Here is a 22,933-nt window from a genome sequence, read left to right as displayed (position 1 = left end):
ATGCCCCCCACCTGCGTCTTTCGGGCAGGTGGGGGGCCGCTTCATTTCTGGGGCCGTCCGTGGGCCGTCAGCACGGGGGCTCTGGCGGCTGGAACGCCGCGCTGATCGCCTTCCGTGCTCGGTCTCGGCTACTCGGCATCAGATGGGCGTACACCTTCAGCGTGAGGCCCGGATCGGAGTGCCCCAGGTACTCGCTGACGGCCTTGATGCTCTCCCCCGCGTCCAGCAGCACCGACGCGTAGAAGTGCCGTAGGGCGTGCATTCCGTGCTCACGGGCGGCGGCGTGCTCCCGGCTCTTCGCCATGGGGATGACGCCGACTGCCGCAAGAGCGGGCTTCCAGTGATCCTCATTCAGCGACGTGCGCCAGACATGCCCGCCAAGAGGGCCGGTGAAGATCAGCCGTTTCGTCACGGGCGGTCCGCCGGCGCGCATCCACGGCAGCGTGATCTCAACCGGCGGGAAGTGCTTCATGTGCCGCTTGAGCGCGTCGGCCACGGGGGCAGGCAGGGGCACGTCCCGCAGCTTGCCCCCCTTGGGCGGTGCGAAGACGGGCTGACTCAAGCTCAGCTTGAGCTGCTGGACAACGTGAAGCGTCTCGTTGTCGAAGTCCAGCCCCTCCACGGAGAGGCCGAGAATCTCGCCCTGCCTCAGTCCGCACCCGGCCCCTGCGTCGACCATGGGACGGAAGCGCTCGTTCAGGGCCTCCCGTACGGCGAAAACCCGCTCGGGCAGCCAGGGCACGACCCGTCGGGCCCCCATCTCCGGAAGCGACACCGTGCGCGAGTGGCAGGGGTTCCGCGAGAGGTACCCGTCCTCGACAGCCGCGCTCAGGATCGCCCGCACGTTGGAGAAGATGACGCGGGCGTACGAGCCGGACATGCTCGACGCTTCGAGCTGGGTGACGAACTCCCGGATATGGCTCGGCTGGAACGCTCCCAGGGGCCGCGACCCGATGCGCGGGAAGGCGTGCAGCTTGAGCTGAGAGCCGATGGAGGCCCGCGTGTTCGGATCCCCGCTCTGGCTGGCCAACCACTTCTCCCCGAACTCCTGGAACGTCATACGGGCCGCGCGCGGATCGATGTACTGGCCGCGCGACATGTCGGCTTCGATGCCGGTCAGCCAGTGCTCGGCCTTGCGCTTCTGTCCGTCAGGGAAGGACTTCGACTTCTCCGTTCCGTCGGGGCTGATGTAGCGGGCGCGGTAGCGCATGCCGGTGCCGTGGCGGTCGGTCTTGACCCTGACGGGCTTGCCGGTGGGGCCGGGTTCGGTCTTGTACCAGCGGTCTTGGATGTGGCCAGCCATGGGGGCTGACTCCTCTCGGTGTGGTGGCAGTCAGGGAGGGAGAGACAGGGGGTGTCGGGAGCCGTGGTTTCCGGGGGTTCGAGGGGTGTTCCGGGGGTGCCTCCCTGCCTCCCTGATTGGGTGTTGTTGCAGGTCAGGTTGGGGAGGTTGGGTCAGGGAGGCGGGTAGGGAGTTCTCCCTGCCTCCCTGACCCGGAGGGGTGTGCCTCCCTGGCCTGTGCGGTGCGGTGGGGAGGCAGGGACAGGGGGTCCGGGGTGGCTGCTGAGGGCGGTTTCCGGGTGGGTTCCGGGGGTGCCTCCCCAGCCTCCCCATGCTCCCCAACTGGGGTGTTGTCGCTGATCAGCGTGGGTGGGGCGGGTTGGGGAGGCGGTTGGGGAGAACTCCCCAGGATGTGCCCGCCTCCCCAACTCCCTCCCCGCCCGGTGGGGGTGCGCCTCCCCCTGTTCGGCGGGGGTTCCGGGCGGGGCACTGGCACCCCTTTACCGGCCTTACCTCGCAGGTGGGAGGCCCTTACCTGCCCCTCTACGGGGGTAAGGGGCCCCCGCTACCGCCGGGCCCCGGAGAAGGGGTCCAACGGCGGCCGGTCCACGGGCGTTCACGGGGCCCGGGGTAGAGGGGGAGGGCTCTACCTCCCCTTGTGCGGGTGGCGGGTCAGGCTGCGTCGCGGGCGGCTTGTTCGGTGATCCAGTCGCGGACGGCTGCGGGGTCGTAGCGGATGTGCCGGCCGATGCGGAAGCCGGGCGGTCCGGTGCGGCGCTTGCGCCAGTGGTAGACGGTCTCGATCGGGACGGACAGCAGCGCGGCCAGGTCTTCGGGGGTGAGGTAGCGGTCGGGGAGTCCGGCGCGGAGGGTGGCGCGGGGGTCGGTGGGCATCGTGGTGGTGACTCCTCGTGTCCGGGGTGCGGTGCGCGGAGGGTGTACCGGGGTGCCGTCCTAGAGAGTTGGTGTAAGCCAGCGTCCAGAGCGATCCAGCGTCCGCACTCTCGGGTTGGTGCAGGTCAGTTGGGGTGAGATGGGCGGACGCTGGGGCGGACGCTGCGGACGCTGGACGGCTTCAGCGTCCGCAGCGGGTGACACGTCCGGGCCGCTGTGCGGCGGCCCGGCCCGGAAGGGTCCCGGTCGTGTCAGTGCAGGTCGGGCGGGAATTCGTCCGGGTCCGGCGGGGGTTCCTCCGGCCAGAAGGAGCCTTGGTCGGGCTCGGAGGGTGTGGACGCTGACGTGTCCTCCGGCGCGGTCCGGGTGAGGATCAGCAGGCGACGCCGGTCGGGGTCCTTACTACGCTGCGTGTCGTCCACGGTGATCCCGATGGAGCGCAGGAGCGGGGCCAGCCGCTTGACCCTCCCTGAGGTCCGGGTCGGGTCCTTGGGCCAGTCAGGAGGCCGTACTCCGCTAGCCGGTTGGAGCTGTTCGAGGAGCTGGGCGGCGGTTCCCGTCCACGTTCCGGCCCGTGTCACCAGAGCGGCGAGAGCGGTGCCGAATAGGTCGCCTTCCAACGCGTCGCTGGCGACGTTCGAGGATGCGGCCAGGTAGTCCGGGAGGGTCTGCCAGCCGGTGACCTGGTCGACAGCGGCCAGGACGCGGGCGAAGTCGGCCATGCGCGGCATCGTGTCCAGCCGAACCGAGGGCAGCACTTCCAGGACCCCGGCCAGCAGGTCCAGCAGCGCACCGAGTACCGCGGGGCGGGCTTCCGCGAACGCCGCGTCCAATTCCTCTTCCGAGCGGCGGCGGGCTCCGTCGATGAGTTGGAGTTCCACCATCAGGATCCGTTCGGCCAGGTCTCCGGCCAACGCTCCGGCGTCGATGGTCGTCATAGCCAGCACGCGGCGGTAGGAGAGAACCACCACGTCGTCATCGGTGAACAGGGCCCGGTCCACCACCCCGTCACCGGTGACCGCCTTGCACAGGGTGTCCGACAGCCACCGGGGGATGATGCTGATGTTGTCCAGGCACAGGGCCCACGAGGTGAACGCCTGCCGGGACCACGCTTTCTCGTCGCGCGGCTGGCTACGCCTGGCGGCCGGGGACGGGTCGATGAGGTTGATGGCCATCTGGGCGGTCATGGACTTCCCGGTGCCCTGCTCGCCCTTGCACGTCAGGATCGGGTGGGGGATGTCGGGCAGCCAGGCCGCCGCCATCCACGCGGCCATCTGACGGAACGCGCTCTCGTCCATGTTCAGCATGGAGTGGAAGCGGGCCAGGCCGTCCGAGGTGCGGACGGGCACGGGCATGGGCGCCATGGCTCCGGAGCGGCGGAAGAGAACCGGGGCCCGGTCCACAACTTCCCAGCGGCCCGGGGACACCACGACCGCGCGGCCGTCGGCGGTGCCGAGGTCGACCACGATCCGCCCGTCCGGGGTGGAGCCGACCCGCAGGTGCACAGGTACGGGGTCGTTGTCCTCCGCGATCCCTTCCAAGACCGTCATGGCGTCCGCAAGGGCCGACTGCGAGGCAACGTCCCCGTCGAACGTGTCCGCGTACAGGCGGGCCAGACGCTGCCGCACCCCGGTCTTGCCCCGGAGAGGGAGCGCGAGGTTCGGGCCGTCGATGGCGACCGCGTAGGGGCGGGCGTCGGTCGACACGACGAACGTGTACCGCTCCCGCGCCAGGGCAACCAGGCGGGTTGCGGCCGACGGCTTCTTGCCCCCGTCCTCACCCGACTTCCCGCCCGATCGGCGGGCGTACGCGGTCGACCGGTCGGTGTTCACGGGCGGTCGACCGGTCGGGGCCTCGGGGCCGATCGTCGGGACGGGTCGGGGGTGGCCGTTCATCTGGTGCAGGTCGGTGCTCATGCGCTCACCTCTCGATCGGCCCGCTGTTCACACGTGTTCAGTCGGACGGCCCGCCGGGCGTGTTCGAGTCGGCCGACCCGCACCGCACGACGATCCGCTTTGCGGTGTTTCGTCTGGTCAGGGGTCGACCGTTCACCGGTCGTGCGGGCGTGAACGAGCCGGGCCAGCAGCAGCCAGTCCACCGCCTCCGGACCGAGCGCGATCGGGGCCGGTAGGTCCGACTCGTCGGGGTCGGTGAACACCGGGCGGTCGGCCGTGAACACCGACCGGTCGGGCGTGAACGTGTCGCCGGTCGGGTCGGTGTGACGGGGGGTGTGACGCGTCTCGTCACGCAGGTCGGGGCCGTACGTCCAGACGACCAGCAGCGCCAGCGACAGCGGAAGCCGGTCCGCCTTGGCGTGGTTGCAGGGGCGGCAGGCGAGCACGAGCGCACCGGCCGACCACGTCCGCAACAGCGATACCGGCACGACGTGATCAAGGGTCGCCTCCCGCAGCGAGACAAACGGCAGAGCGCAGTAGGCGCAGCGCTGTCCGTCGCGGAGGGCGAGCTGGTGCTTGCGGGCGCGGCGGCGGGTGGAGTTGAGGTGCTGGAATCCCACGTCTACCACTCCGCCCGCATCGAGCGCAGCCGCATCCCGTCCGGGCCCGCCGGCGGGGTCAGCCCGATCGTGTACCCGCCGGTGTCGGGGCGGACGATCAGCGGCAGGGGCTGCGATTTCGGGCCGATGGCCCGCAGGATGTCGAAGCAGAAGCGGCGGCGGTGGTAGTCCGGCAGCGCCTGCTTGTACAGCCACTCCGCATCGCGCTGCCGGTCAGCCGCCGGGCCTCCCAGCTCGGCGGACATGAGCGCCCCGAGCCGGATCAGGGTCTCGGTAGGGACGGCGGTCATGCCCTCGTGGAGGGAGCGGGAGACCAACAGGGCCCGCTGCGGGAGCTCCCGGAACGCGGCCTGGCGGTAGCGGTGCAGCGACGACAGGTACAGGGCGACGCCCGCTTCCCCGATGCTCATGGTGCGGGAGCGGGCCCCGGCGTACCAGAAGGACAGGGCGAGGCGGTAGGCGAAGCGGCGGCACGTGGCGACCTCGGGGAACTCATCCTCGGGCAGACCCGCGAAGACCTCGGAGGCTTCCGCGATCCCGACCGCACCGAGCGCCGCGACAGCGGTCCGCAGGGTGGCGTACAGGGTGTCCGTCGAGGGGACCGGGCAGGCGAACCCGTCGGCCATGACCTCGAACAGGGCGGCAGCCGCCTCGTTCACATCCACCTCGATCCCGCCCACGGGAATGGTGGGGAGGTCGTGACCCTCCCGCCTGCGGTCCATCTCCGCCAGGCAGAACACCGGGCCCGCCGGGGGCGCGACGTGCGCGTACAGGGCGTCCAGGGTGGCCGTCATGCCGACACCCCGAACGTGCGGGTGACCGCGATGGCGACATTGCGGGCGAAGGAGGCCAGGTTGGCGTCGCCCGCGTCCTCCGCCTCCGGCGTGCCCCGGTAGGCGGCCAGGGCCCGGCGGCCGTAGGACTCCATCGTGTCCAGGTCCGTCTGGAGCACCGCGTACTGAAGCGCCTCCCGGATGACCGACTCGTCGTTCAGTTCGTCCCAGGTCAGCGCACCCTCGAAGGTCAGCAGACCCAGCAGGTCCGTGAACGACAGGTGCACCGGCACCCGCACCGCGACCCGCACCGTCGGGTCCTGCGGCTCCGGGCCCCCGAACACGTCGATGTTGCTCGCCAGACGGTCAGCGGTCATACGCTCCGCAAGGATTCCAGGCATCATGGACTTACCCCTTCATGGGTTGAGGGAGCGGCTGCTTGCTTGGCGGTAGGAAGCCGCTCCCTGCTGGCTTGAGCCACTTACTGGCTTGAGCCAGTTGAGCATGACAGCGGAGCGGTCGTCAAGCTACTGGCTTGAGCCAGTTGTATCCTGGGGTCATGACTCCCCCTCGTAGCCGCGAGACCCAGCCCCCCGCCAGTAGGCTCATTGCGCAGGCCCTGAGATCCGCCATCGAGTCCGGAGAGCTCCGCGCCGGCGCCAAGTTGCCGTCGGAACGGACGTTGGCCGAGCAGTACGGCACAGCGCGGAACACCGCCCGGGAAGCAGTCCGCCTTCTGTCTGAGCAAGGTCTGGTCAAGGCGGAGCACGGCCGCGGCGTCTTTGTTCGCGAACCGCAGCGGCTCTTCCGGTTCGGCAGTGATCGTTACTCCCTCAAGAACAGGGAGAGCGGGCTGACGCCGTTTCGTCTGGAGGCCAAGAAGCAGGGCAAGACTGCGCGGATCGACGTGGTGTCGATCGCGAACGAGGAACCTCCCGTCGATGTGGCTGAGCGACTCGGCGTTCCGGCCGACACCGCCAGCGTTGTCCACCGGGAGAACCACTACTACGCCGACGAGGAGCCGGTTCAGATCGTCTCCACGTACCTCAAGTGGAGCGAGGCAGAGGGAACGCTTCTGACGCAGCCGAAATCGGGCCCGAACGGCATCTACGGCCGACTGGAAGACCTCGGGCACGTCATGACGACCATCAGGGACGAGATCACTGCCCGGATGCCCAGCCCGCACGAGGCTGCTGTGTTGCACCTGTCCCCTGGCGTACCTGTTCTGGAGGTGCTACACACCAGCTTCGACCAAGCGGGGGAGGCGTTCGAGGTCTCCCGCTACGTCCACAGGGCGGATGTGACCGGGCTCAAGTACGACCTTCCCGTCCAGTAACCAGAACCGGAGGCACTTCCATGAACGGCACCACGTCCGACGACGAGTTGCGCATTCGCCTGCGAGCACGCGGCGACCTGTCTCAGGCGGCGTCTGCCCTAGTTGCAGTGCATGAAGTGGACGGCTACCCCGTGGAAGGCGTAGAGGATCCGGAGAGGTGGCTGTCACCGCCCGAGCTGTTGGCCGCTTGGGTGGCGGAACTCTCCGGGCGAGTTGTGGGGCATGTGGCGGTCAGCGGCACACACGGGGGCCGGACCGGAGTGCTTGAACGGCTCTTCGTGCTCCCTGAGGCACGGCAGCGCCGAGCGGGCGAACGCCTGATTCGGGCTGCGGAGGAGTACGCGCAGGACCAGAATCTTTCCCTCGAACTGGAAGTGCTGGCCAAAGACGAAGCCGCTATCCGCCTCTACAGACGCCTAGGGTGGTCTGAGACTGGGCAGCGGGAGCACAAGCTGGATACGGGAGACGCGCACCCAGCGCTCACCTTCATGGCGCCCCGGGCGTTGGAGTCCTAGGCCGCCTAGCAGCAGCCGCAGCGAGCCTTGGAGGGACGCGTGACCGCAGAGGGGGCCGCGCAAAAGCCCCTGCTGCTAGACGCTAGGACCCAGCTCAGAAGCGTTTCTGCGTGCTAGCGACCCTGCTAGACCTAGCAGCAGCCCCCGCTAGGTCTAGCAGGGACTTCGTCGGCCTCGTGGCGTCCCCCGGGGGGAGGGGATAGAGCGAGCGGCAAGCCGCGCAACCCCTTGGCAGCTCGCTCCGCGAGCGCGCACCCCGCCGGCCGACTCAGCACCGTGACGCGGTGCAGGCCCGGCGGTCCGGGACCTGTCCGAGGGCTGGAGTTCTGCGTCACCGCGTCACCTGCGTCATCCACCCCGCCTGACCTGTGGTTTCAGGGTGACGCAGAGGGCCGGGGGTGCGTCATCGGTGACGCAGGGCCGCGTCACAGGGTGACGCAGGTGACGCACGATGACGCAGGATTCGGCCTCTGCGTCACCCCCTTTTTCCGCAGCTCAAAGCCCCTTTCGCTCCGCCAGGGTGACGCGGTGACGCAGACCTCCCCTACTTAGGAAAAAGAGGGGAGGTTTTTGTAGTGCCACAAGGGGTGGTGACTGTGCCAACAAGAGGAGCACCCCGCGCCGCTCGCCGGGGGGTGCTCCTCTTGCTTGTGAGCGGGAAGCGGAATCCGCACGGTCGGAGAGAACCCCGCGCCGGAGGAGAGGTCAGCGTCCGCAGCGTCCGCACCCCTCCACCTTAAGAGCCGTCTTGACCTGCGGTGATGCTCTTAAATGGTCGGGGGCTTGCGGACGCTGCGGACGCTAGCGGACGCTAAACAGTTTGTTGAGCGTCCGCACCGTTCCCGCAGGTCAGACACCATGCCGAACCCCTTGCGGACGCTGCGGACGCTGTCTTACACCAAATCTCTAGGATGGGTTAAAGGGAGAAGGAACCGGAACCGCACTCTTCGCTGCCTCTGTGCGATTGGGAGGGAGGCAGGAGACCCCCTGAAGAGCCTTCCAAGGACGCCACGCAGGGAGGGGGCTCGGGAGCTCCCACCACCGCCCCGCCTGCGTAGCTCTTGGAAGGCTCTTCAGCGGGGCGGACTGGCCGCTGACCGACGGGAAGAGACCACACCCCCGGGCCGGGTGGTCTCTTCTCCTCAACGACCCGCACCGCACAGGGCGTTGCGGCCGGACGATGAGACCCGCGCGCTCGCGCTAGCGAGCTGCTAAAGGCTGTGCGGCTTGCCGCTCGCTCTATGTTTTCCCTGAACAGCCTGATAGGGCCGCTAACAGCTAACACCCTGCTCAGAGCGGGTTGGAGGCGCTAGCAGCCCCTCTAGCGCTAGGGGTGCAGCCCTCTAGCGCTAGAGGCCCGAGGCTTGACGCTTGTCTTGTCGCCAGTCACCAGCCCTCCCGGGCCTGGCAGTCGACTGCCCCGCTCTCGCCTGCACCGCGACAAGCGACAAGCGACAAGCCGCATCCCCTCCGTGCGTCGGACTTCACGCGGGAAGAACCCACGGCACCACGTCCGGCGGCTCCTTCACCGCTCCTGCTGGGCCTCATAGAGCTCCCACGCACGCTCCAGGGTCTCCACCGCCGCCGGGATTGCCCCGCGCGCCTCCAGGTACTCCCGCTGACCGCTGAGCTGACGCCGACTCGGCCAGTCGGGGTCGGCAGCGACATCACGCGCCAGGTCTCCGATGGCGTTCTGGTCCTTCTTGTGAGTCTTCAACCATGCTGTGAAACTCGGGTTCTGGGCCATCTGTTCATCGTGCCATCGCCTTCCTCGCGCCGTACGGGAATCGCGGGCAGGCCACCTGTCGCGCGACCAAGGTGCATCGACCAGCCGGGCCGTCTGTGGGCCGTCAGACACCAACCAACGATGACCAACAACAACCAATGACCACCGCTCGACCGCAGGTCAGCGGCCATGCGTGGGCCTCTGAGCAGGGGTCAAAAGCGGGCCGGTCAGACCCAGGGCAAGAAGAAGTAGCCCACGTCCGCCGGCTCACCGAGCCCCTGCCCGCGGTGCGTCCGCGGGTGGGGGCCCGGTCTGCGAAAGGCCAGGTGGGCTGGAGCGGCGGAGCGGTCGCGGGCCGGTCACCACGGTGTCGACGTGGAGCCGTCCGGGGCGAGGCCGTAGCGCCACAGGCTCTCCCAGGCGGGGTCCCAGGAGCGGTGCAGTTCCGCCAAGTGGCGCAGCGCATCGTGAAAGCCGGCGTCCGCGGCAGCCCGGTAGAGCCGGTCGGCGTCCTCCGTCTCCCCGGATTCGGCGCGCAGTTTCGCCAGGACGGCCAGTGCGTCCACGTGGCCCGCCTGAGCCGCGCGCCGGGCGTAGGCGTCCGCCTTCTCATGGTGCCCCGCCTCTTCCTTGAGCCGGACCACCTCCCCCAGGACGCTGGTCTCCCCCTGGTCGACCGCGAGGTGGTAAAGCCGCTCGGCCTCTGCCGCCGACCCCGCTTCCTCCCGTAGTCGGGCGAGCTGGGCCAAGGCGCGGCCGCCTCCCGCCAGCGCCAGGCGTTCGGCTCCTTCGGGGTCGTCCGCGGACTCTCTGCGCCGTACGAACTCGTTGAGGGCGAAGCGGTTGCCCGATCTGTCGGCACGCAGAACGAGGCGGTCGGCCTCCGCGGCGTCCCCTTCCTTCTCCCGCAGGCGAGCCAGCAGCACGAGCGCTCCGGCGTTCCCGGCGCGCAGGGCGGTGTCCACCAAGCGTTCCGCGCCTTCGCGGTCCCTCGTCTGCTCACGCCGCCAGACGAGCTCCAGCAGAGCGAAGGTGCTTCCGGCGTCCGCCGCCACGCAGGCCATGGCCTCCGCCTCCGCGCTCGCCCCGGCCTGTTCCCGGAAGAGGGCCAGGGCCGCCAGTGCGTCGGCGCTCTTCCGGTTGGCCGCGGTACGGAACAGCTGGAGGGCCCCCGCCGGATCCCCCGCCTTCTCCCGCAGACGGGCGAGCTCCATCAACGCGACCGTGCTGCCCTTTCCGACCGCCGAACGCAGCAGACTCTCCGCCCGCTGCTTGTCACCGGCCTTCCTCCGCAGCCGGGCGTGTTCCACCAGGGCGAACACGCTTCCCTTCTGGGCCGCGTGGGCCAACAGGGTCTCCGCGCCCGGGACGTCTCCGGAGCGTTCGCGTGCGCGGGCCAACATCAGGACCGGGCGGACCTTGCCCCTCTCCGTGGCCTTGGCCACCAGGTCCTCCGCGTAGCGGCCGGACTTCTCCCGGGCCCGGATCAGCTCCGACAGCGCGTACGTGCTTCCGGCCTCCAACGACGCGAAGGCGAAGACCTCCGCGCTCTCGTGGTCTCCGGCCGCTTCCCGGGTACGCACCAGCTCCGCGAAGGTGCTGTACCCGCCCCGCTCGGCGGCGGTCCTGCGCAGGCGCTCCGCGCCGTGCTCGTCCCCGCCTTCCAGCCACAGCTGGGAGAGCTTGATCAGACAGGTGCCGTTCCCCTGATGGGCCGCGTGGACGGCCAGGTCCTCCGCGCCTGCCCGGTGACCCGCCAGACTCCGCAGCCGCACGAGCGCCCACCGTGCGACGTTGTCGTTCCGGTACGCCTTTTCGTAAAGTCTCGCTGCCTCGTCGGTGTCTCCGGTGCCCTCTCTCAACCGGGCGAGGCGGGGCAGGACGGCGGTGTTGCCCTCTGCGGCGGCCCGCTGGTAGAGCTCGGCGGCCGCCCGCAGCCGTCCGCGCGTCTCGGCGGCGACTCCTAGCGCGGCGCAGTCGTCGGCGCTCGTGCAGTGCCGCGCCGCCGCCTGCCAGAAGGTGGCGGGCGGGCAGGACAACCGGCGATCCACGCGGCCCTGTTGTTCCAGGTAGTCGGCGAGTCGGTAGGCGGGCTCCCGGGCTTCGTCACCCCGGTACGGGGCCTGGGTCAGCGGCCCCAGCACGCCGTAGCAGGGCTCGGCGCAGAAGGCGAGCGCATCGGCCATCCAGTCGGGGCCGAGCAGGGTGAGCTCCCGGTCCGTGAGGTACCCCTCCGCCGCCTGCTCCAGCAAGTCGTGCCGCAGAACCGGGCCGTGGCCCAGTCGCCGGTAGTCCATGGCCGCGTGGATCAGAGCCATGGCCCCGGGAGTCGCGGTCCGGTAGCGCGTCATCAGGCGGGGCACACCGGCGAGGAACTGCGTGATCTCCCCGTCGGCCGCACCGGCCAGCGCGCTCTGCAGTCGCGGGTCTCCGTCGGCCTGTTGCCAGGCCTGCTCGATGTCGAGGTCGGTGAACGCCTTCGGGACCACGATGTGGCGGCCGATCCCCGTCAGGAGCTTGCGCTGCTGCTCGTACCGGTCCTCGCAGCCGGTGGCGGACGGGGCGGTGAGCGGGTCCCAGAACCTCGGCCAGATCGTCGCCAGGATCAGGACGGGAGCGCGCCGTCGATCGTCAAGGGCCGTACGCAGGGCGGAGGTGACGCTTTCGGCGGTCCTGGGGTCCTGGGCAAGGAGGTAGTGCTGTGCTTCGTTCAGCCAGATGACCGTCCGGGGCGACACCTCCTTGATGTGGTGGAGGGCCGCGTCGGGGCGGGACGGGTCGTACGGGTGCCATACGCGCCACCCCTCGGGGAGCCGGCGCAGCGCCTCTCAGCAGGTGCGGGTCTTTCCCGTCGAGGACTCGCCGACCAGAGTGACCATGACGCTCTCGCCCCGGCTAGCCCGCTCCACGGCTCCGTTGAGCTCGCGGTCGTGCGCCCGCTCGACGTACAGCGGCAGAGCGGGTAACGACTTCTGCCCCGGTACGGTGATGGCGGGGTGCACCTCCAGGGCGAAGGGATCCAGCTCCTTCACCGGGGCGCCGAGGGGTTCGGCCAGGCGGGCCGCGACCCACATCTCCTTGATCCGACGCCCCGCCTCGTCGGCGTCCGCGCCCGCCATGCGGGCCAGCAGCACCGCGACGGAGACCACGTCCTCCTGCCCTGCCGCCAACTCCTCGGATCCGATGATGCGGTGGACGGTGGCCTTCGACGGGCTGCCCGGGAACGAGTCGTCGTGCTCGATGGCGCTCACCACACTCTTGAGCGGAGGGGTACCCGCCTCCAGGTAGAGCCGGTACAGGCAATCCTTCAACTCCCGCACCGCAGTGGGCCCCACGGCAAGAGGTTTGGGGATGCACCGCTGGCTCCCCAGGCGCTGCGTACTCCGGTGACCCGACATCGAAACATCCTTGCGTATCCGAACAGCAGTCACACACGAAGTGACCGATTGACGAGATGGTCGGGCACGACCCCACCGGGTCGATCACCACGGTGATCGGCGTGCGGACCGCGCCGAGGTCGCCCGACCGCCTTCTGGCCGGTGGATCACGGGAACACCCACCTGATGACCCCGTCGGCCATCGCTCCGACCACGGCGGTGACGGCGCTGCCCAGCAGCACTCCCCCCAGCATCAGACGTTCGCGGCGACTCAGCTTGCCTCGGGTCATGGCGGGGCTCCCCTCCCGGTCGACGGCTCCGGCCGAGCACCGGTCCGTTACCCAAGAGTTCCCGATTCGGGTCAGCCCTGGACGAGTTGAGACGGGTCCTGGCGCCCCACCGTTCTCCGGGGCGCCAGGGGGCGGTGGTCGGGGAAGCCTCAGGCCACCGGCTTCCGCCAGACCGAGATGTGCTGGTCCGAGTCCTCGGTGAACGGCGCCCCGTGCCAGTCCGCCACGCGCTGTTCCAGCTCCAGGCCGGCGATGCGGGCCATCAGGTCGAGCTCCGCCGGCCAGGCGTACCGGTGCCGGGAGTTGGCGCGACGGTAGTGGCCGTCCTCGCCGTCGCGGGTGAAGTGGTGCGAGACGAGGATCTGTTCGACCAGGTCGAAGGTGTCGAAGCCGAGATGCCGGTCGGACACGTCGAACGGCACCGCGATCTGACCGGGCGGCAGCAACCGCAGGGGCGGCACGCCCAGTTCGATGACGAACCGGCCGCCGGGTGCCAGGTGGCGGGCCGCGTTGCGGAAGCACTCGACCTGCTCGTCCTGGGTGAGCAGGTTCGAGATGGTGTTGTAGACGAGGTAGACCAGGGTGAACTCGCCGGGGACGACCGTGGTGGCCATGTCCCCGATGGTCACCGGGAGGGTCTCCTCGTCCACCTTGCGGCGGAGCACCTCCGCCATCGGCTCGGACAGTTCGATGCCCGCCACCGGCACTCCGCGCTCCCGGAGCGGCACGCCCACGCGTCCGGTCCCGATGGCGAACTCCAGCGCCCTGCCGGATCCGGCGAGCCGGGCGAGGAAGGCGAGTGTCGGTTCGAGGGCGGCGGCCGAGGAGATCTCGGCTTCCTCGGCGTCGTAGCGGTCGGCGGTCTCTCGGTTCCACAGTTCGCTGCTCGTCACGGGCGACCACTCTGCCGGGCGCCCGGGAGCTCTGTCGACGCGATTGATGGCGGCCGGCTCCCGTGCGCAAGCTCCGGATACGCGTCCCATGTACGGGTGTTGGCGGGGTTTTCGGGCAGGCTCGCGGTTCTGTGAGGGCGCGCTGTCAGTGCCCCCTGCCACCATGGTCATCATGGCGACCTACCTGCTCACCGACATCGAACAGGCCCTCCGCAGCAGTTGGAGCGCCGAGACCTGCACCCCGGAGTACCGGGACCGCTGGACGCCGGACAATCCGGCGCGCGACCAGTGCGGGGTGACCGCCATGGTGCTCAACGACCTGCTCGGCGGGGAGCTGATCCGGGGCGAGGTCCATGTCGACGGGGTGCGCACCGACTTCCACTGGTGGAACCGCCTGGGCCCGGGCGTCGAGATCGACCTGACCCGGGAGCAGTTTCGGCCGGAGGAGGTCGTCGTCGGCGGTGACGTCATCGTCAGGCCGCCCGTCAGCGAGTGGCGGCGGCTTCAGGAGGAGTACGCGATCCTGCGCGACCGGGTCGCGGAGAGGCTCGGGCGGGACTGAGGACCGGTGACGGTCCGTGCCGTGCCGCGCCGCCGTCGGACCATGCGGGCCGAGCCGGGGCGCAGCTTCGGCGCACCCCGGTCGGGCGCCGCGTAGTTGCGACGTACCTGGTTCCGTCGCCGCGTAGTTGCGACGTACCCGGTCCGCCGCCGTCCGCCGCCGTGTAACTGCGGCGCACCCCGGTCCGTGCCCGATCCGTGACCCCGCCGGGGCCGCCGAAGTGCCCCTCGCACGCACTACGGTGGGCCCATGCCGTCCGTGTGCTTCCAGGGCAAGGAGATCGAGGAGAGCGATCATGGGTGAGTCTCTGAAGACCTTCGTCGGCGGTGCCGAGGTCGAGGTTCCCAACAGCATCCCGGCCATCCGGGCCGCGTTGCCCAAGGAGAGACGCGAGGAGTTCGATTCCGCGATCAACGAGGCCGGGGTGCACGAGATTCAGGCCGTCATGCGGCACTGGATGCTGGAGGCCGTCCCCGATCCCGAGGCCGAGAAGATCCTGGACCGGCTGGCGCAGGACGAGGCCGAGAGGCGGAGCGTCGCTTGAGCTTCCGCATCTCCTACGCACCGCCCGCCGACGACACCCTGGCCAAGATGCGCGGCGGCGAGGTCTTCCGCGACGAGATGGCCCGCACCCTCGGCGAGGAGCCGTACGGCCACGCGTCCTCCGCCGTCAAGAGCGAACAGGACCGGCGTGAGGCGACCGTCTCCGGGGCCATCGTCCTCTACTACGTCTCCCGGTCCGTCCTGACCGTCACCGTCGTCCGCCTCGTCCCCCTGCCCTGACCACCCGAGGGGCGGGCGGGAAGGGCGGGGGCGCGACGCGGCCTCCGTACGTCAGGCGAGCTTCTTGTCCTGTGCCGCCACGACCTCGACCGGCACCTCGAACTTCACGTCGCCGCCCGCCGCCGCCAGGTTGAAGGAGAAGAACGTCGCCACGGTGGCCTCCTTGCGCAGCGCCACCAGCTTGAACGGGGCCGTGTCGCCGTCGTCCTCGGAGGTGACCGTCCAGGCCGCGGCCTCGTCGCCGCCGGTGACCTTCTCCTCGGCGATCGAGGCGACCTTCGTCGGCGTACCCGCGACCGTGGCGGTGAAGCCGCCCGCGCAGTCGGCCGCGGCCTTCTTCAGCGCGGCGAACGCGTCCGGGCCCGCGGTCCCCTCGTACGAGTGCAGCGCGACGAAGGTGGACGTCAGGTTGAAGGCGTCCTTGAACGCCTCCCCGGCTTCGCCGTCCGCCATGTCCTCCAGCGACTTCTTCTTGCCGTCGGTCTTCGGCTCGTCGATCACCTTGCGCTTCGTGGTGGCCACCGAACCCTTCTGCGCCACGCCGAACATGGCGTGGGCGACCGGCAGGCAGCCTTCCTTGTCGACCGTGACGCCGTCCGCCGGGACCTCGTCGGCCGGGCCGGCCTTGGTGACCTTGCGGCCCTCCACGTCACCCTGGGCGAGGGTGGCCTTCTCCAGCTCGGCGGCGGTGAGCGCCTCGGCCGGGGCCTTCGGGGCCGAACTGCTGCCGTTCGACGCGCCCTTGTCGTCCTTCCCGTCCTTCTTGTCGGCGTCCGACGTGGAGCCGCAGGCGGTGGCCAGCAGGGTGAGGGCTGCCGCGGAGGCGGCGAGGGCGGTACGGCGTACGGCAGTGGCGCGCATGGTTCTACTTCCTGCAATCTCCGGATCGGGGCAACCGCCCTCCCCCGTGCGGCACTTCGACGCCGTCTGGGACGGGCCGTCGCAGTGATCCACACCTTACGATCGAACCTGTGAGCGATGACCGGTCCGCTGACACCCTCCGGTGATCGTGATTCTGCTGTGATCACCCTGTGAACACACTGTGTGGCGCCGCTGTACAACCCCGCCGCGCAGGCCGTCGGCCCCGCGTCGCCTGCTCACTCCGCCCCGCGTCGCCTGTTCACAGAGAGCCGTCGGGGAGATCGGCAGGAGCCGGGCGTCAGCTGTCGGACGAACCCCGGGTCAGATGACTGAACGCGTCCAGGTTCCGGGTGGACTCGCCGCGCGACACCCGCCACGCGTACTCCTTGCGGATCGAGCTCGCGAAGCCGAGCTCCAGGAGGGTGTTGAACGCGCCGTCGGCCGCTTCGAGCACCACGCCGAGCAGCCGGTCCAGCTCCTCGGGGGTGACCACCGACAGCGGCAGCTTGCCGACCAGGTAGACGTCGCCGAGCGAGTCGATCGCGTAACTCACCCCGAACAGGCGGAGGTTGCGCTCCAGCAGCCAGCGGTGCACCTCGGCGTCGTTCTCGTCGGGGTGCCGGACGACGAACGCGTTGAGGGAGAGGGAGTGCTTGCCGACGATCAGCGAGCAGGTCGTCGACAACTTGCGGGTGCCGGGCAGGGTCACGACGTAGTTGCCGCGCTCCGGGCTCTCCCATACGAGCCCGGCGTCGTTCAGCGTCGCCTCGATGACCTGGGCCGCTGCGGTTTCGTCCGGTACGTCAGCCATGCAGCGAGCGTACGACAGGAGCGCCCCGCGCACGGCACGGGACCGGCGTCACCCGCACCACGAGGCGGCGGCCCCGACCGTGCTCAGCCGTGGTGCGCCCGGGCCCGGCGGCGGTGGTCGCAGAGCGCGGCCGTGTACACGTCGGCGGTCGCCGAGGCGGCCGTGTCCCAGCCGAAGGACTCGGCGTGCGCCGCGGCGGCCGCCCCCATCCGCTCGACCAGCTCCGGCGCGTCCGCGAACCGCCCGAGCGCACGGGCGTACGCCTCCGGTTCGTGCCCCTGCACCAGGAAGCCGCCGACCCCGTCGCGCACCGCCACCGGCAGCCCGCCCACGGCAGCGGCGACCACCGGGGTGCCGGTCGCCTGCGCCTCTATGGCGACCAGCCCGAAGGACTCGCTGTACGACGGCATGACCAGCACCGACGCGGCCCGGAACCAGTCGGCGAGCCGGTCCTGGCCCACCGGCGGATGGAACCGTACGACGTCGGCGATGCCGAGGCGGGCGGCCAGCTTCTGGAGGCCCTCGGGCTTGGCGAGTCCGCTGCCGCTCGGGCCGCCGACCACCGGCACGACGATGCGGGACCGCAGGGACGGTTCCCGGTCCAGGAGCACCGCCACGGCGCGCAGCAGCACGTCCGGGGCCTTCAGCGGCTGGATGCGGCCCGCGAAGAGCGGGATCAGCGCGTCCTGCGGCAGGCCGAGCCTGGCCCGCGCGGCGGCGCGGCCGTCGGCCGGGCGGAAGCGGTCCAGGTTGACGCCGGGGTGCACGACGGCGACCGCGGCGGGATCCGCGTCGTAGAAGCGGACGAGCTCGGCGGCCTCCTCGGCGGTGTTGGCGATCAGCCGGTCGGAGGCGTTCACGATCTGGGTCTCGCCGATGACCCGGGCGGCCGGCTCGGGGGCGTCGCCCTCGGCGAGCGCGGCGTTCTTGACCTTGGCCATGGTGTGCATGGCGTGCACGAGCGGGACGCCCCAGCGCTGGGCGGCGAGCCAGCCGACCTGGCCGGAGAGCCAGTAGTGGGAGTGCACGAGGTCGTAGTAGCCGGGGCGCTGGCCGGCCCAGGCCTGCATCACGCCGTGCGTGAAGGCGCAGAGCTGGGCGGGCAGCTCCTCCTTGGCGAGCCCCTCGTACGGGCCGGCGTCGACGTGCCGGACCAGGACACCGGGCGCCAGCTCGACCGCGGGGGCCAGCGAGCCGGTGGTGGCCCGGGTGAATATCTCGACCTCGATGTTGATCGCGGCGAGGCGCTTGGCCAGTTCGACGATGTAGACGTTCATCCCGCCCGCGTCGCCCGTGCCGGGCTGGTGGAGCGGTGACGTGTGCACGGAGAGCATCGCGACGCGGCGTGGCTTGCGGGAGGCCCCGGAGAAGCCTCCGGGAAACCTGAGGCGCGCGGCCGTGCGGGTGGAGCCGAGCCGGGAGACGTACTGGCTCACCTCGTCGGTCCTCCTCGATCGGGGCATGCTGACCGGAGGGCACGGGGGTCCTCCGAAGGGCGAGAACAGTGGAATCCCGCCTTTCATTTCCGCTTTGCCAAATCATTACGTTGCCGGGCGGCGCGTCGCACGGCAACGACACGGCCTCCGGGCATCCGTCCCGGCCCGCCCCGCCTCGTCGCATACGCTCGACCCATGCGCCAGCGCCCCATCGGCACCGCCACCCGCGGGACCACCAACCCGAACCGGCTGCGCCGCATGGACCGCTGGATCGCCGACGCGCACGGCCCCGCCCTGCGCCGCGCCGGTACGCCGGTCGCCGTCGACCTCGGTTACGGGGCGGCCCCCTGGACCGCGGTCGAGCTGCTGGGCCGCCTGCGCACCGCCGAGCCGCGCACCGCGGTGGCGGGCATCGAGATCGACCCGGAGCGGGTCGCCGCCGCGCAGCCGTACGCCCGCGAGGGCCTCACCTTCGTGCACGGCGGCTTCGAGGTCCCGCTGGACGCCCGGCCCCTGCTCATCCGGGCGGCGAACGTGCTGCGCCAGTACGACGAGGACCAGGTCGCCGAGGTCTGGGCACGGCTGTGCTCCCGCCTCGCCCCGGACGGGCTCCTGGTGGAGGGGACCTGTGACGAGATCGGGCGCCGGCACGTCTGGGTGGCCCTGGGGCCCGAGGGCCCGCGCACGGTCACCTTCGCGACCCGGCTCGGCTCGCTGGAGCGCCCCTCGGACCTCGCGGAACGCCTGCCGAAGGCGCTGATCCACCGCAACGTGCCGGGCGAGCCGGTCCACGCGTTCCTGCGGGACTTCGACCGGGCCTGGGCGACAGCCTCCCCGTACGCCTCGCTCGGCGCGCGACAGCGATGGATCGCGGCGGTGCGGGCGGTGTCGGCCGACTGGCCGGTGGCGGACGGGGTACGGCGGTGGCGGCAGGGCGAGATCACCGTGCCGTGGGACGCGCTGCGGCCCAACAGTCACTGAGCCGTTGCCCGGAAGGGCAGAAATCCTCCGCTCCGGGAACGCCTCGGGGGCATCGTTCGTCCCAGTGAGGGGAGAAGGCGCAGGCCGAAGCGGAACGCGAGCCGGGCAGGCCGGGGGGAATCATGACGAAGCAGCCCTGCGGGGGCGGTATGTGACGCGTCAGGTGCCGTCGGCCTCTGTTGCTTTACGGGACGACATGGCACGATCGCGACGTTGCCGAAAAGTTACTGACGGTAAGTCAGATGTACGGTATCCGGCCTCTGTTGCTTTTCCCGGATGCACGACATTCATAGCCTTCGTCACCTCTATCGCTTTTGTCATCTTCGTTACCTTCGCCATCTTCATCAACTTTGCCGCCTTCGTCCGGAGGCGGGCCCGGAGTAACCGCCCGGAGGGGGAGCTCGTGAACCGACGCCACTGCGCCACTGCCGCCATCACGCTGGTCTGTGCGCTGGCCCTGCTGACGTCCACGGGACAGGCCATGGCCGCCCCGGTGCCGGAGCCCTCGCCCGCCCCCTCCTCCTCCGCCGGCTCGCCGCCCCGCTACTCCAACGCGGACCTCGAAAAGGTCCGCGAGCAGATCGACACGCTGTACCGGAAGGCGGGCGCGGCGACGGACGCGTACAACCTCGCCGAGGAACAGACGAAGAAGCAGTCCGGCGAGATCGTGAAGCTGGCCAAGGCGATCGTCGACGGCCAGGCGAGCATCGCCGCCCTGAAGGACCGGGCCGGGGCCCAGGCCCGCGAGCAGTACCGCAACGGCGGCCTGCCGCCCGGCGCGCAGCTGGCCCTGAGCAACGACCCGAAGCTCTTTCTGGACGGGCTCAACAAGGTCCGCCAGAGCCAGCAGGCCTCCAAGTCGCTCATGACCGAGCTGACCCAGACGCAGGAGGACCTGGAGACGTACACCCAGGACGCCAGCGCGAACTGGGAGAAGCTGGAGACGATCCGGGTCAAGCAGGCCAAGGCCAAGAAGAAGATCAACGCCCAGATCAAGGCGGCGGAGAAGCTCGAGTCGCAGTTGGAGGAGAAGGAGCGCGACCGGCTCCGCCAACTGGAGCGGAACGCCGCCGACAAGGCGCAGACCGCCTGGCTCTCCTCCGGCACCGTCAAGGACGTCAGCGGCGAGGCGAGCGAGAGCGGAGCGGCGGCGGTGGCCTTCGCGACGGCGCAGATAGGCAAGCCGTACGTCTGGGGAGCCGAGGGCCCCGGTTCGTACGACTGCTCCGGACTGACCTCGCAGGCGTGGCTGGCGGCGAAGCGCCCGATCCCGCGCACCTCGCAGGAACAGTGGCGGCTGCTGCCGCGTATCGACATCCAGGACATGCGCCCCGGCGACCTGATCATCTACCACGCCGACGCCAGCCATGTCGGGATGTACGTCGGCGACGGCTTGATCGTCCACGCCCCGCGCCCCGGCCGTAACGTCACACTGGCGGGCGCGGGCACCATGAAGATCCTCGGCGTGGTCCGCCCGGACAAGTAGGACCGACCGCGTACGCAGGACCGGGCGCGTACGCAGGACCGGGCGCGTACTCAAGACCGGGCGCGTACTCAAGACCGGGCGGCCCGGGCGGGGAGGCGGCCCTCCGGCCCCGTGCGCGGGGCCACGTGATCGAGGCCACGCCCCCGCTCGTGGGCGCGTGATGTTTGTCATGTGCGCCTCCCCGCCGTCTGGGCGGCCCATCGCGCCGGATCCGTGTCGGGACGCGGCTTATGGCGGCGCACACGACGGGGGCCGGCCCCCGTGCGCCATTCCGTTCCCCCACCGCGGACCGCTATCGTCCCCGACTGGCGGATCGTCGATCGTCGACCCGCCGCGCCCTCGGGGGGAGGGAAGGAAACTCGAACCGATGCCCGTACCCGTACCTCAGCAGCGATCCGTTCCCGCTGCGGAGACCTCGCACGGCGACCTCACCCTGCTGGTGATCGAGGACGACCCGGCGGGCACCACCATCACCGTCCCCGAACTCTCGGCAGCCGCCGGGACCCGGGTCCGTGTCCGTACCGCCCGCAACCTCACCGAGGCCGCGCGGCTGCTCACCGACGACGTCGACTGCATCCTGCTGGACCTGGCGCTGCCCCTCACGGGCGGCGGGGCCGGCCCCGGCACGCCCCCCGCAGGCGCCGGGACGGCCACCACCGGCACGTCCGGCGGCGGCTCCCGGCCCGAGCCCGTCTCCGAGCGGGCCGACGAGCTGGCGGCCCTCACCCACGTACTCCGCATCGCGCCGCTGCACGCGGTCCTCGCGCTGACCGCGCAGGACGACACGGAGCTGGCGGCCGAGGCGGTCCGGGTCGGGGCGCAGGACTACCTCTTCCGGGGCGAGCTGGACGCGCGCGTCCTGAGCCGCGCCATCCGGTACGCCGTGGAGCGCAAGCGCGCCGACATCGCCCTGCACCAGCTGACCGAGTCCCGGCTGCGCGCCCAGGAGAACGCCCGCCTGGAACGCGGCCTGCTCCCCACCCCGCTGCTGGACGGCTCCGGCCTGAGCTTCGCCGCCCGCTACCGCCCCGGCCGCAGCCGTGCCCTCCTCGGCGGCGACTTCTACGACGTCGTCCGCACCCCGGACGGCACGGTGCACGCGATGATCGGCGACGTCTGCGGTCACGGCCCGGACGAGGCGGCTCTCGGTGTCGAGCTGCGGATCGCCTGGCGGGCGCTGACCCTGGCCGGGCTGTGCGGGGACGAGCTGCTCTCCACGCTCCAGCAGGTGCTGGAGCACGAACGGCAGAGCGAGGAGATCTTCGCGACGCTCTGCACCGTGGACATCGCGCCCGACGGGCGCCGGGCCGGCCTCTGCCTGGCCGGGCATCCCGCGCCGCTGCTCGCCCGCCACGGCCTGCCCGCCCGGCTGCTCCCGTACGAGGACGGCGGCCCGGCGCTGGGGCTGCTGCCGCGGGCCCGGTGGCCGCGCCGTCAGGTCGAGCTGGGCGGCGCCTGGAGCCTGATGCTGTACACGGACGGGCTCATCGAGGGGCGCGTGGGGACCGGCGGCAGCGAGCGGCTCGGCCAGGACGGCATGGTCGCGATGGTCAACAGCCGGCTGGAACAGGGGCTGGCGGGCGAGGAGCTGCTGGAGGCGGCGGTCGCCGAGGTGCGGGAGCTGAACGGCGGCGAACTGACCGACGACGTGGCGGTCCTGCTGCTGGGCCGCGACCCGGAGCGGATACGACGATGGGGCGGCAGCGCACCGCGCTCCCACCCCGCGTCCGTCGACCGGCCGCCGTGCCCGCCCCCGAGAGCGGCGAGGGCTCAGCGCCCGCCGTTGTAGGGACCGTACGGGCCGTCGCTGCTGGAGCCGCCGCTGCGGCCACCGCCGCCGCCCGAGACCGCCTTGAGCGCGGGGCGCACGTCCACCATGAACACGATCGACGCGACCACGCCCGCGAGCTGCAGGAACAGCATCGGGATGAGCAGGTTCACGGCGACGGCGACGCCGAGGATCACCAGCCAGAAGGACTTCTTCTTCTTGTCGGCGGCCCGGTAGGCGTCCTCACGGGCGGTCGCCGCGAAGACGAACGCGACCACGGCCAGCACCAGCATCGCCAGATAGAGCAGCTGGAGGAGCGAGCCGAACGCTGAGAGCAACATGGTGTGTACCGCCTAGTGAGTGGAGGAGCGCCCTGCGGCCGGAAGGGCCAAGGTACCGGGACAACGAGCCGGCCACCCGTAAAGGTGCCCGCCCCGCGCCCCGGTCACGCGTCCCGCGTACCTCGTCCCGGAAGAACCCGTGGGGGTCACTTGTCGGCGGGCGGCGGGGTCTTCCTGGCCGCGGGCTTGCGCGGCGCGGGGGTCTTCTTCGCGGGCGCCGCCTTGGCCTCGGCGGACTTCGCCGGTGCGGCGGGCTTGGCCTCGGCGGGCGCGGCCTTCGTCGCGGCGGGCGCGGGCTTCGTG

The 22,933-nt window shown here is 70.8% G+C and carries 23 protein-coding genes; 8 read left to right on the top strand and 15 right to left on the bottom strand.

Features of this window, described 5'->3' with window-relative positions; all coding sequences use genetic code 11:
• Positions 1-67: 67 nt before the first annotated feature.
• The 6 genes from CR470_RS11770 to CR470_RS11745 all read right to left on the bottom strand — a co-directional run bounded on the left by CR470_RS11770 (position 68) and on the right by CR470_RS11745 (position 5,841).
• Positions 68-1,303: a tyrosine-type recombinase/integrase gene (locus CR470_RS11770; protein ID WP_097867536.1), complete on the bottom strand. Its 1,236-nt coding sequence runs from the start codon at positions 1,301-1,303 to the stop codon at positions 68-70.
• 651 nt (positions 1,304-1,954) lie between these two features.
• On the bottom strand, positions 1,955-2,176 hold the full coding sequence (locus CR470_RS11765; protein ID WP_097867535.1) for a helix-turn-helix transcriptional regulator: 222 nt from the start codon (positions 2,174-2,176) through the stop codon (positions 1,955-1,957).
• Positions 2,177-2,427: 251 nt separating this feature from the next.
• Entirely contained in the window at positions 2,428-4,092 is a 1,665-nt protein-coding gene (locus tag CR470_RS11760; RefSeq protein WP_097867534.1) for an ATP-binding protein, read from the bottom strand.
• Positions 4,089-4,691, bottom strand: coding sequence for an HNH endonuclease (locus CR470_RS11755; RefSeq protein WP_097867533.1), 603 nt, complete (start codon positions 4,689-4,691; stop codon positions 4,089-4,091). The genes CR470_RS11760 and CR470_RS11755 overlap by 4 nt, the downstream gene beginning before the upstream one ends.
• A 2-nt stretch (positions 4,692-4,693) precedes the next feature.
• Complete coding sequence (locus CR470_RS11750; protein WP_179892222.1) at positions 4,694-5,485, bottom strand: hypothetical protein; 792 nt, start codon at positions 5,483-5,485, stop codon at positions 4,694-4,696.
• Positions 5,482-5,841 carry a hypothetical protein gene (locus CR470_RS11745; protein WP_097867532.1) on the bottom strand — a complete coding sequence of 120 codons (360 nt, stop codon included), beginning with the start codon at positions 5,839-5,841 and terminating at the stop codon, positions 5,482-5,484. Before CR470_RS11745 ends, CR470_RS11750 begins: the two co-directional genes overlap by 4 nt.
• A 182-nt stretch (positions 5,842-6,023) precedes the next feature.
• On the opposite strand from CR470_RS11745, the gene CR470_RS11740 reads away from it, so the two are divergent.
• Entirely contained in the window at positions 6,024-6,800 is a 777-nt protein-coding gene (locus CR470_RS11740; RefSeq protein ID WP_097867531.1) for a GntR family transcriptional regulator, read from the top strand.
• Positions 6,801-6,820: 20 nt separating this feature from the next.
• On the top strand, positions 6,821-7,315 hold the full coding sequence (locus tag CR470_RS11735) for a GNAT family N-acetyltransferase (RefSeq protein ID WP_097867530.1): 495 nt from the start codon (positions 6,821-6,823) through the stop codon (positions 7,313-7,315).
• Positions 7,316-8,840: 1,525 nt separating this feature from the next.
• On the opposite strand, the gene CR470_RS11730 is transcribed toward CR470_RS11735, so the two are convergent.
• From CR470_RS11730 to CR470_RS11715, 5 genes are all read right to left on the bottom strand, one after another.
• Positions 8,841-9,062, bottom strand: coding sequence for a YozE family protein (locus tag CR470_RS11730; RefSeq protein ID WP_097867529.1), 222 nt, complete (start codon positions 9,060-9,062; stop codon positions 8,841-8,843).
• A 338-nt stretch (positions 9,063-9,400) separates the two neighbouring features.
• Positions 9,401-11,779, bottom strand: coding sequence for a hypothetical protein (locus CR470_RS11725; RefSeq protein WP_097867528.1), 2,379 nt, complete (start codon positions 11,777-11,779; stop codon positions 9,401-9,403).
• A gap of 90 nt (positions 11,780-11,869) precedes the next feature.
• The gene (locus CR470_RS11720; RefSeq protein ID WP_143663802.1) at positions 11,870-12,376 is read right to left on the bottom strand and encodes a hypothetical protein; all 507 of its coding nucleotides are present in this window, start codon (positions 12,374-12,376) and stop codon (positions 11,870-11,872) included.
• A 209-nt stretch (positions 12,377-12,585) separates the two neighbouring features.
• Positions 12,586-12,708, bottom strand: a complete 123-nt coding sequence (locus CR470_RS40455; RefSeq protein ID WP_257138587.1) for a hypothetical protein — start codon at positions 12,706-12,708, stop codon at positions 12,586-12,588.
• A 149-nt stretch (positions 12,709-12,857) separates the two neighbouring features.
• Positions 12,858-13,601, bottom strand: a complete 744-nt coding sequence (locus tag CR470_RS11715) for a class I SAM-dependent DNA methyltransferase (protein WP_097867526.1) — start codon at positions 13,599-13,601, stop codon at positions 12,858-12,860.
• A gap of 172 nt (positions 13,602-13,773) precedes the next feature.
• On the opposite strand from CR470_RS11715, the gene CR470_RS11710 reads away from it, so the two are divergent.
• The 3 genes from CR470_RS11710 to CR470_RS11700 all read left to right on the top strand — a co-directional run bounded on the left by CR470_RS11710 (position 13,774) and on the right by CR470_RS11700 (position 14,946).
• Positions 13,774-14,163: a YunG family protein gene (locus tag CR470_RS11710; protein ID WP_179892221.1), complete on the top strand. Its 390-nt coding sequence runs from the start codon at positions 13,774-13,776 to the stop codon at positions 14,161-14,163.
• Between the two features lie 295 nt (positions 14,164-14,458).
• On the top strand, positions 14,459-14,707 hold the full coding sequence (locus CR470_RS11705) for a hypothetical protein (protein WP_097867524.1): 249 nt from the start codon (positions 14,459-14,461) through the stop codon (positions 14,705-14,707).
• Positions 14,704-14,946 (top strand): hypothetical protein, encoded by a 243-nt coding sequence (locus CR470_RS11700; protein ID WP_097867523.1) that lies wholly within the window; start codon positions 14,704-14,706, stop codon positions 14,944-14,946. Before CR470_RS11705 ends, CR470_RS11700 begins: the two co-directional genes overlap by 4 nt.
• Before the next feature lie 51 nt (positions 14,947-14,997).
• Here the strand turns inward: CR470_RS11700 and CR470_RS11695 are convergent, their stop codons facing one another.
• From CR470_RS11695 to mshA, 3 genes are all read right to left on the bottom strand, one after another.
• Complete coding sequence (locus tag CR470_RS11695; protein WP_097867522.1) at positions 14,998-15,807, bottom strand: hypothetical protein; 810 nt, start codon at positions 15,805-15,807, stop codon at positions 14,998-15,000.
• A gap of 298 nt (positions 15,808-16,105) precedes the next feature.
• On the bottom strand, positions 16,106-16,618 hold the full coding sequence (locus CR470_RS11690; RefSeq protein WP_097867521.1) for a YbjN domain-containing protein: 513 nt from the start codon (positions 16,616-16,618) through the stop codon (positions 16,106-16,108).
• A gap of 83 nt (positions 16,619-16,701) precedes the next feature.
• Complete coding sequence (gene mshA, locus CR470_RS11685; protein WP_097867520.1) at positions 16,702-18,054, bottom strand: D-inositol-3-phosphate glycosyltransferase; 1,353 nt, start codon at positions 18,052-18,054, stop codon at positions 16,702-16,704.
• A 195-nt stretch (positions 18,055-18,249) separates the two neighbouring features.
• Here mshA and CR470_RS11680 point away from each other — a divergent pair, with 195 nt between their 5' ends.
• The 3 genes from CR470_RS11680 (at position 18,250) to CR470_RS11670 (ending at position 22,310) form a co-directional block, all read left to right on the top strand.
• A complete protein-coding gene (locus CR470_RS11680; RefSeq protein ID WP_097867519.1) occupies positions 18,250-19,035 on the top strand; it encodes an SAM-dependent methyltransferase in 786 nt (261 codons plus the stop codon).
• Positions 19,036-19,438: 403 nt separating this feature from the next.
• Positions 19,439-20,521 (top strand): C40 family peptidase, encoded by a 1,083-nt coding sequence (locus tag CR470_RS11675; protein WP_097867518.1) that lies wholly within the window; start codon positions 19,439-19,441, stop codon positions 20,519-20,521.
• 367 nt (positions 20,522-20,888) lie between these two features.
• Positions 20,889-22,310: a PP2C family protein-serine/threonine phosphatase gene (locus CR470_RS11670; RefSeq protein ID WP_097867517.1), complete on the top strand. Its 1,422-nt coding sequence runs from the start codon at positions 20,889-20,891 to the stop codon at positions 22,308-22,310.
• Here the strand turns inward: CR470_RS11670 and CR470_RS11665 are convergent.
• Complete coding sequence (locus tag CR470_RS11665) at positions 22,292-22,630, bottom strand: DUF2516 family protein (RefSeq protein ID WP_018959825.1); 339 nt, start codon at positions 22,628-22,630, stop codon at positions 22,292-22,294. The two genes, CR470_RS11670 and CR470_RS11665, sit on opposite strands and share 19 nt — an antisense overlap.
• Positions 22,631-22,933 lie beyond the last annotated feature (303 nt).

The sequence above is a fragment of the Streptomyces sp. rh34 genome, from assembly GCF_002551245.1.
Taxonomy (GTDB): domain Bacteria; phylum Actinomycetota; class Actinomycetes; order Streptomycetales; family Streptomycetaceae; genus Streptomyces.
The sequence above is the reverse complement of the archived record's forward strand: the minus strand, read 5'-3'. Positions and strand labels throughout refer to the sequence as shown.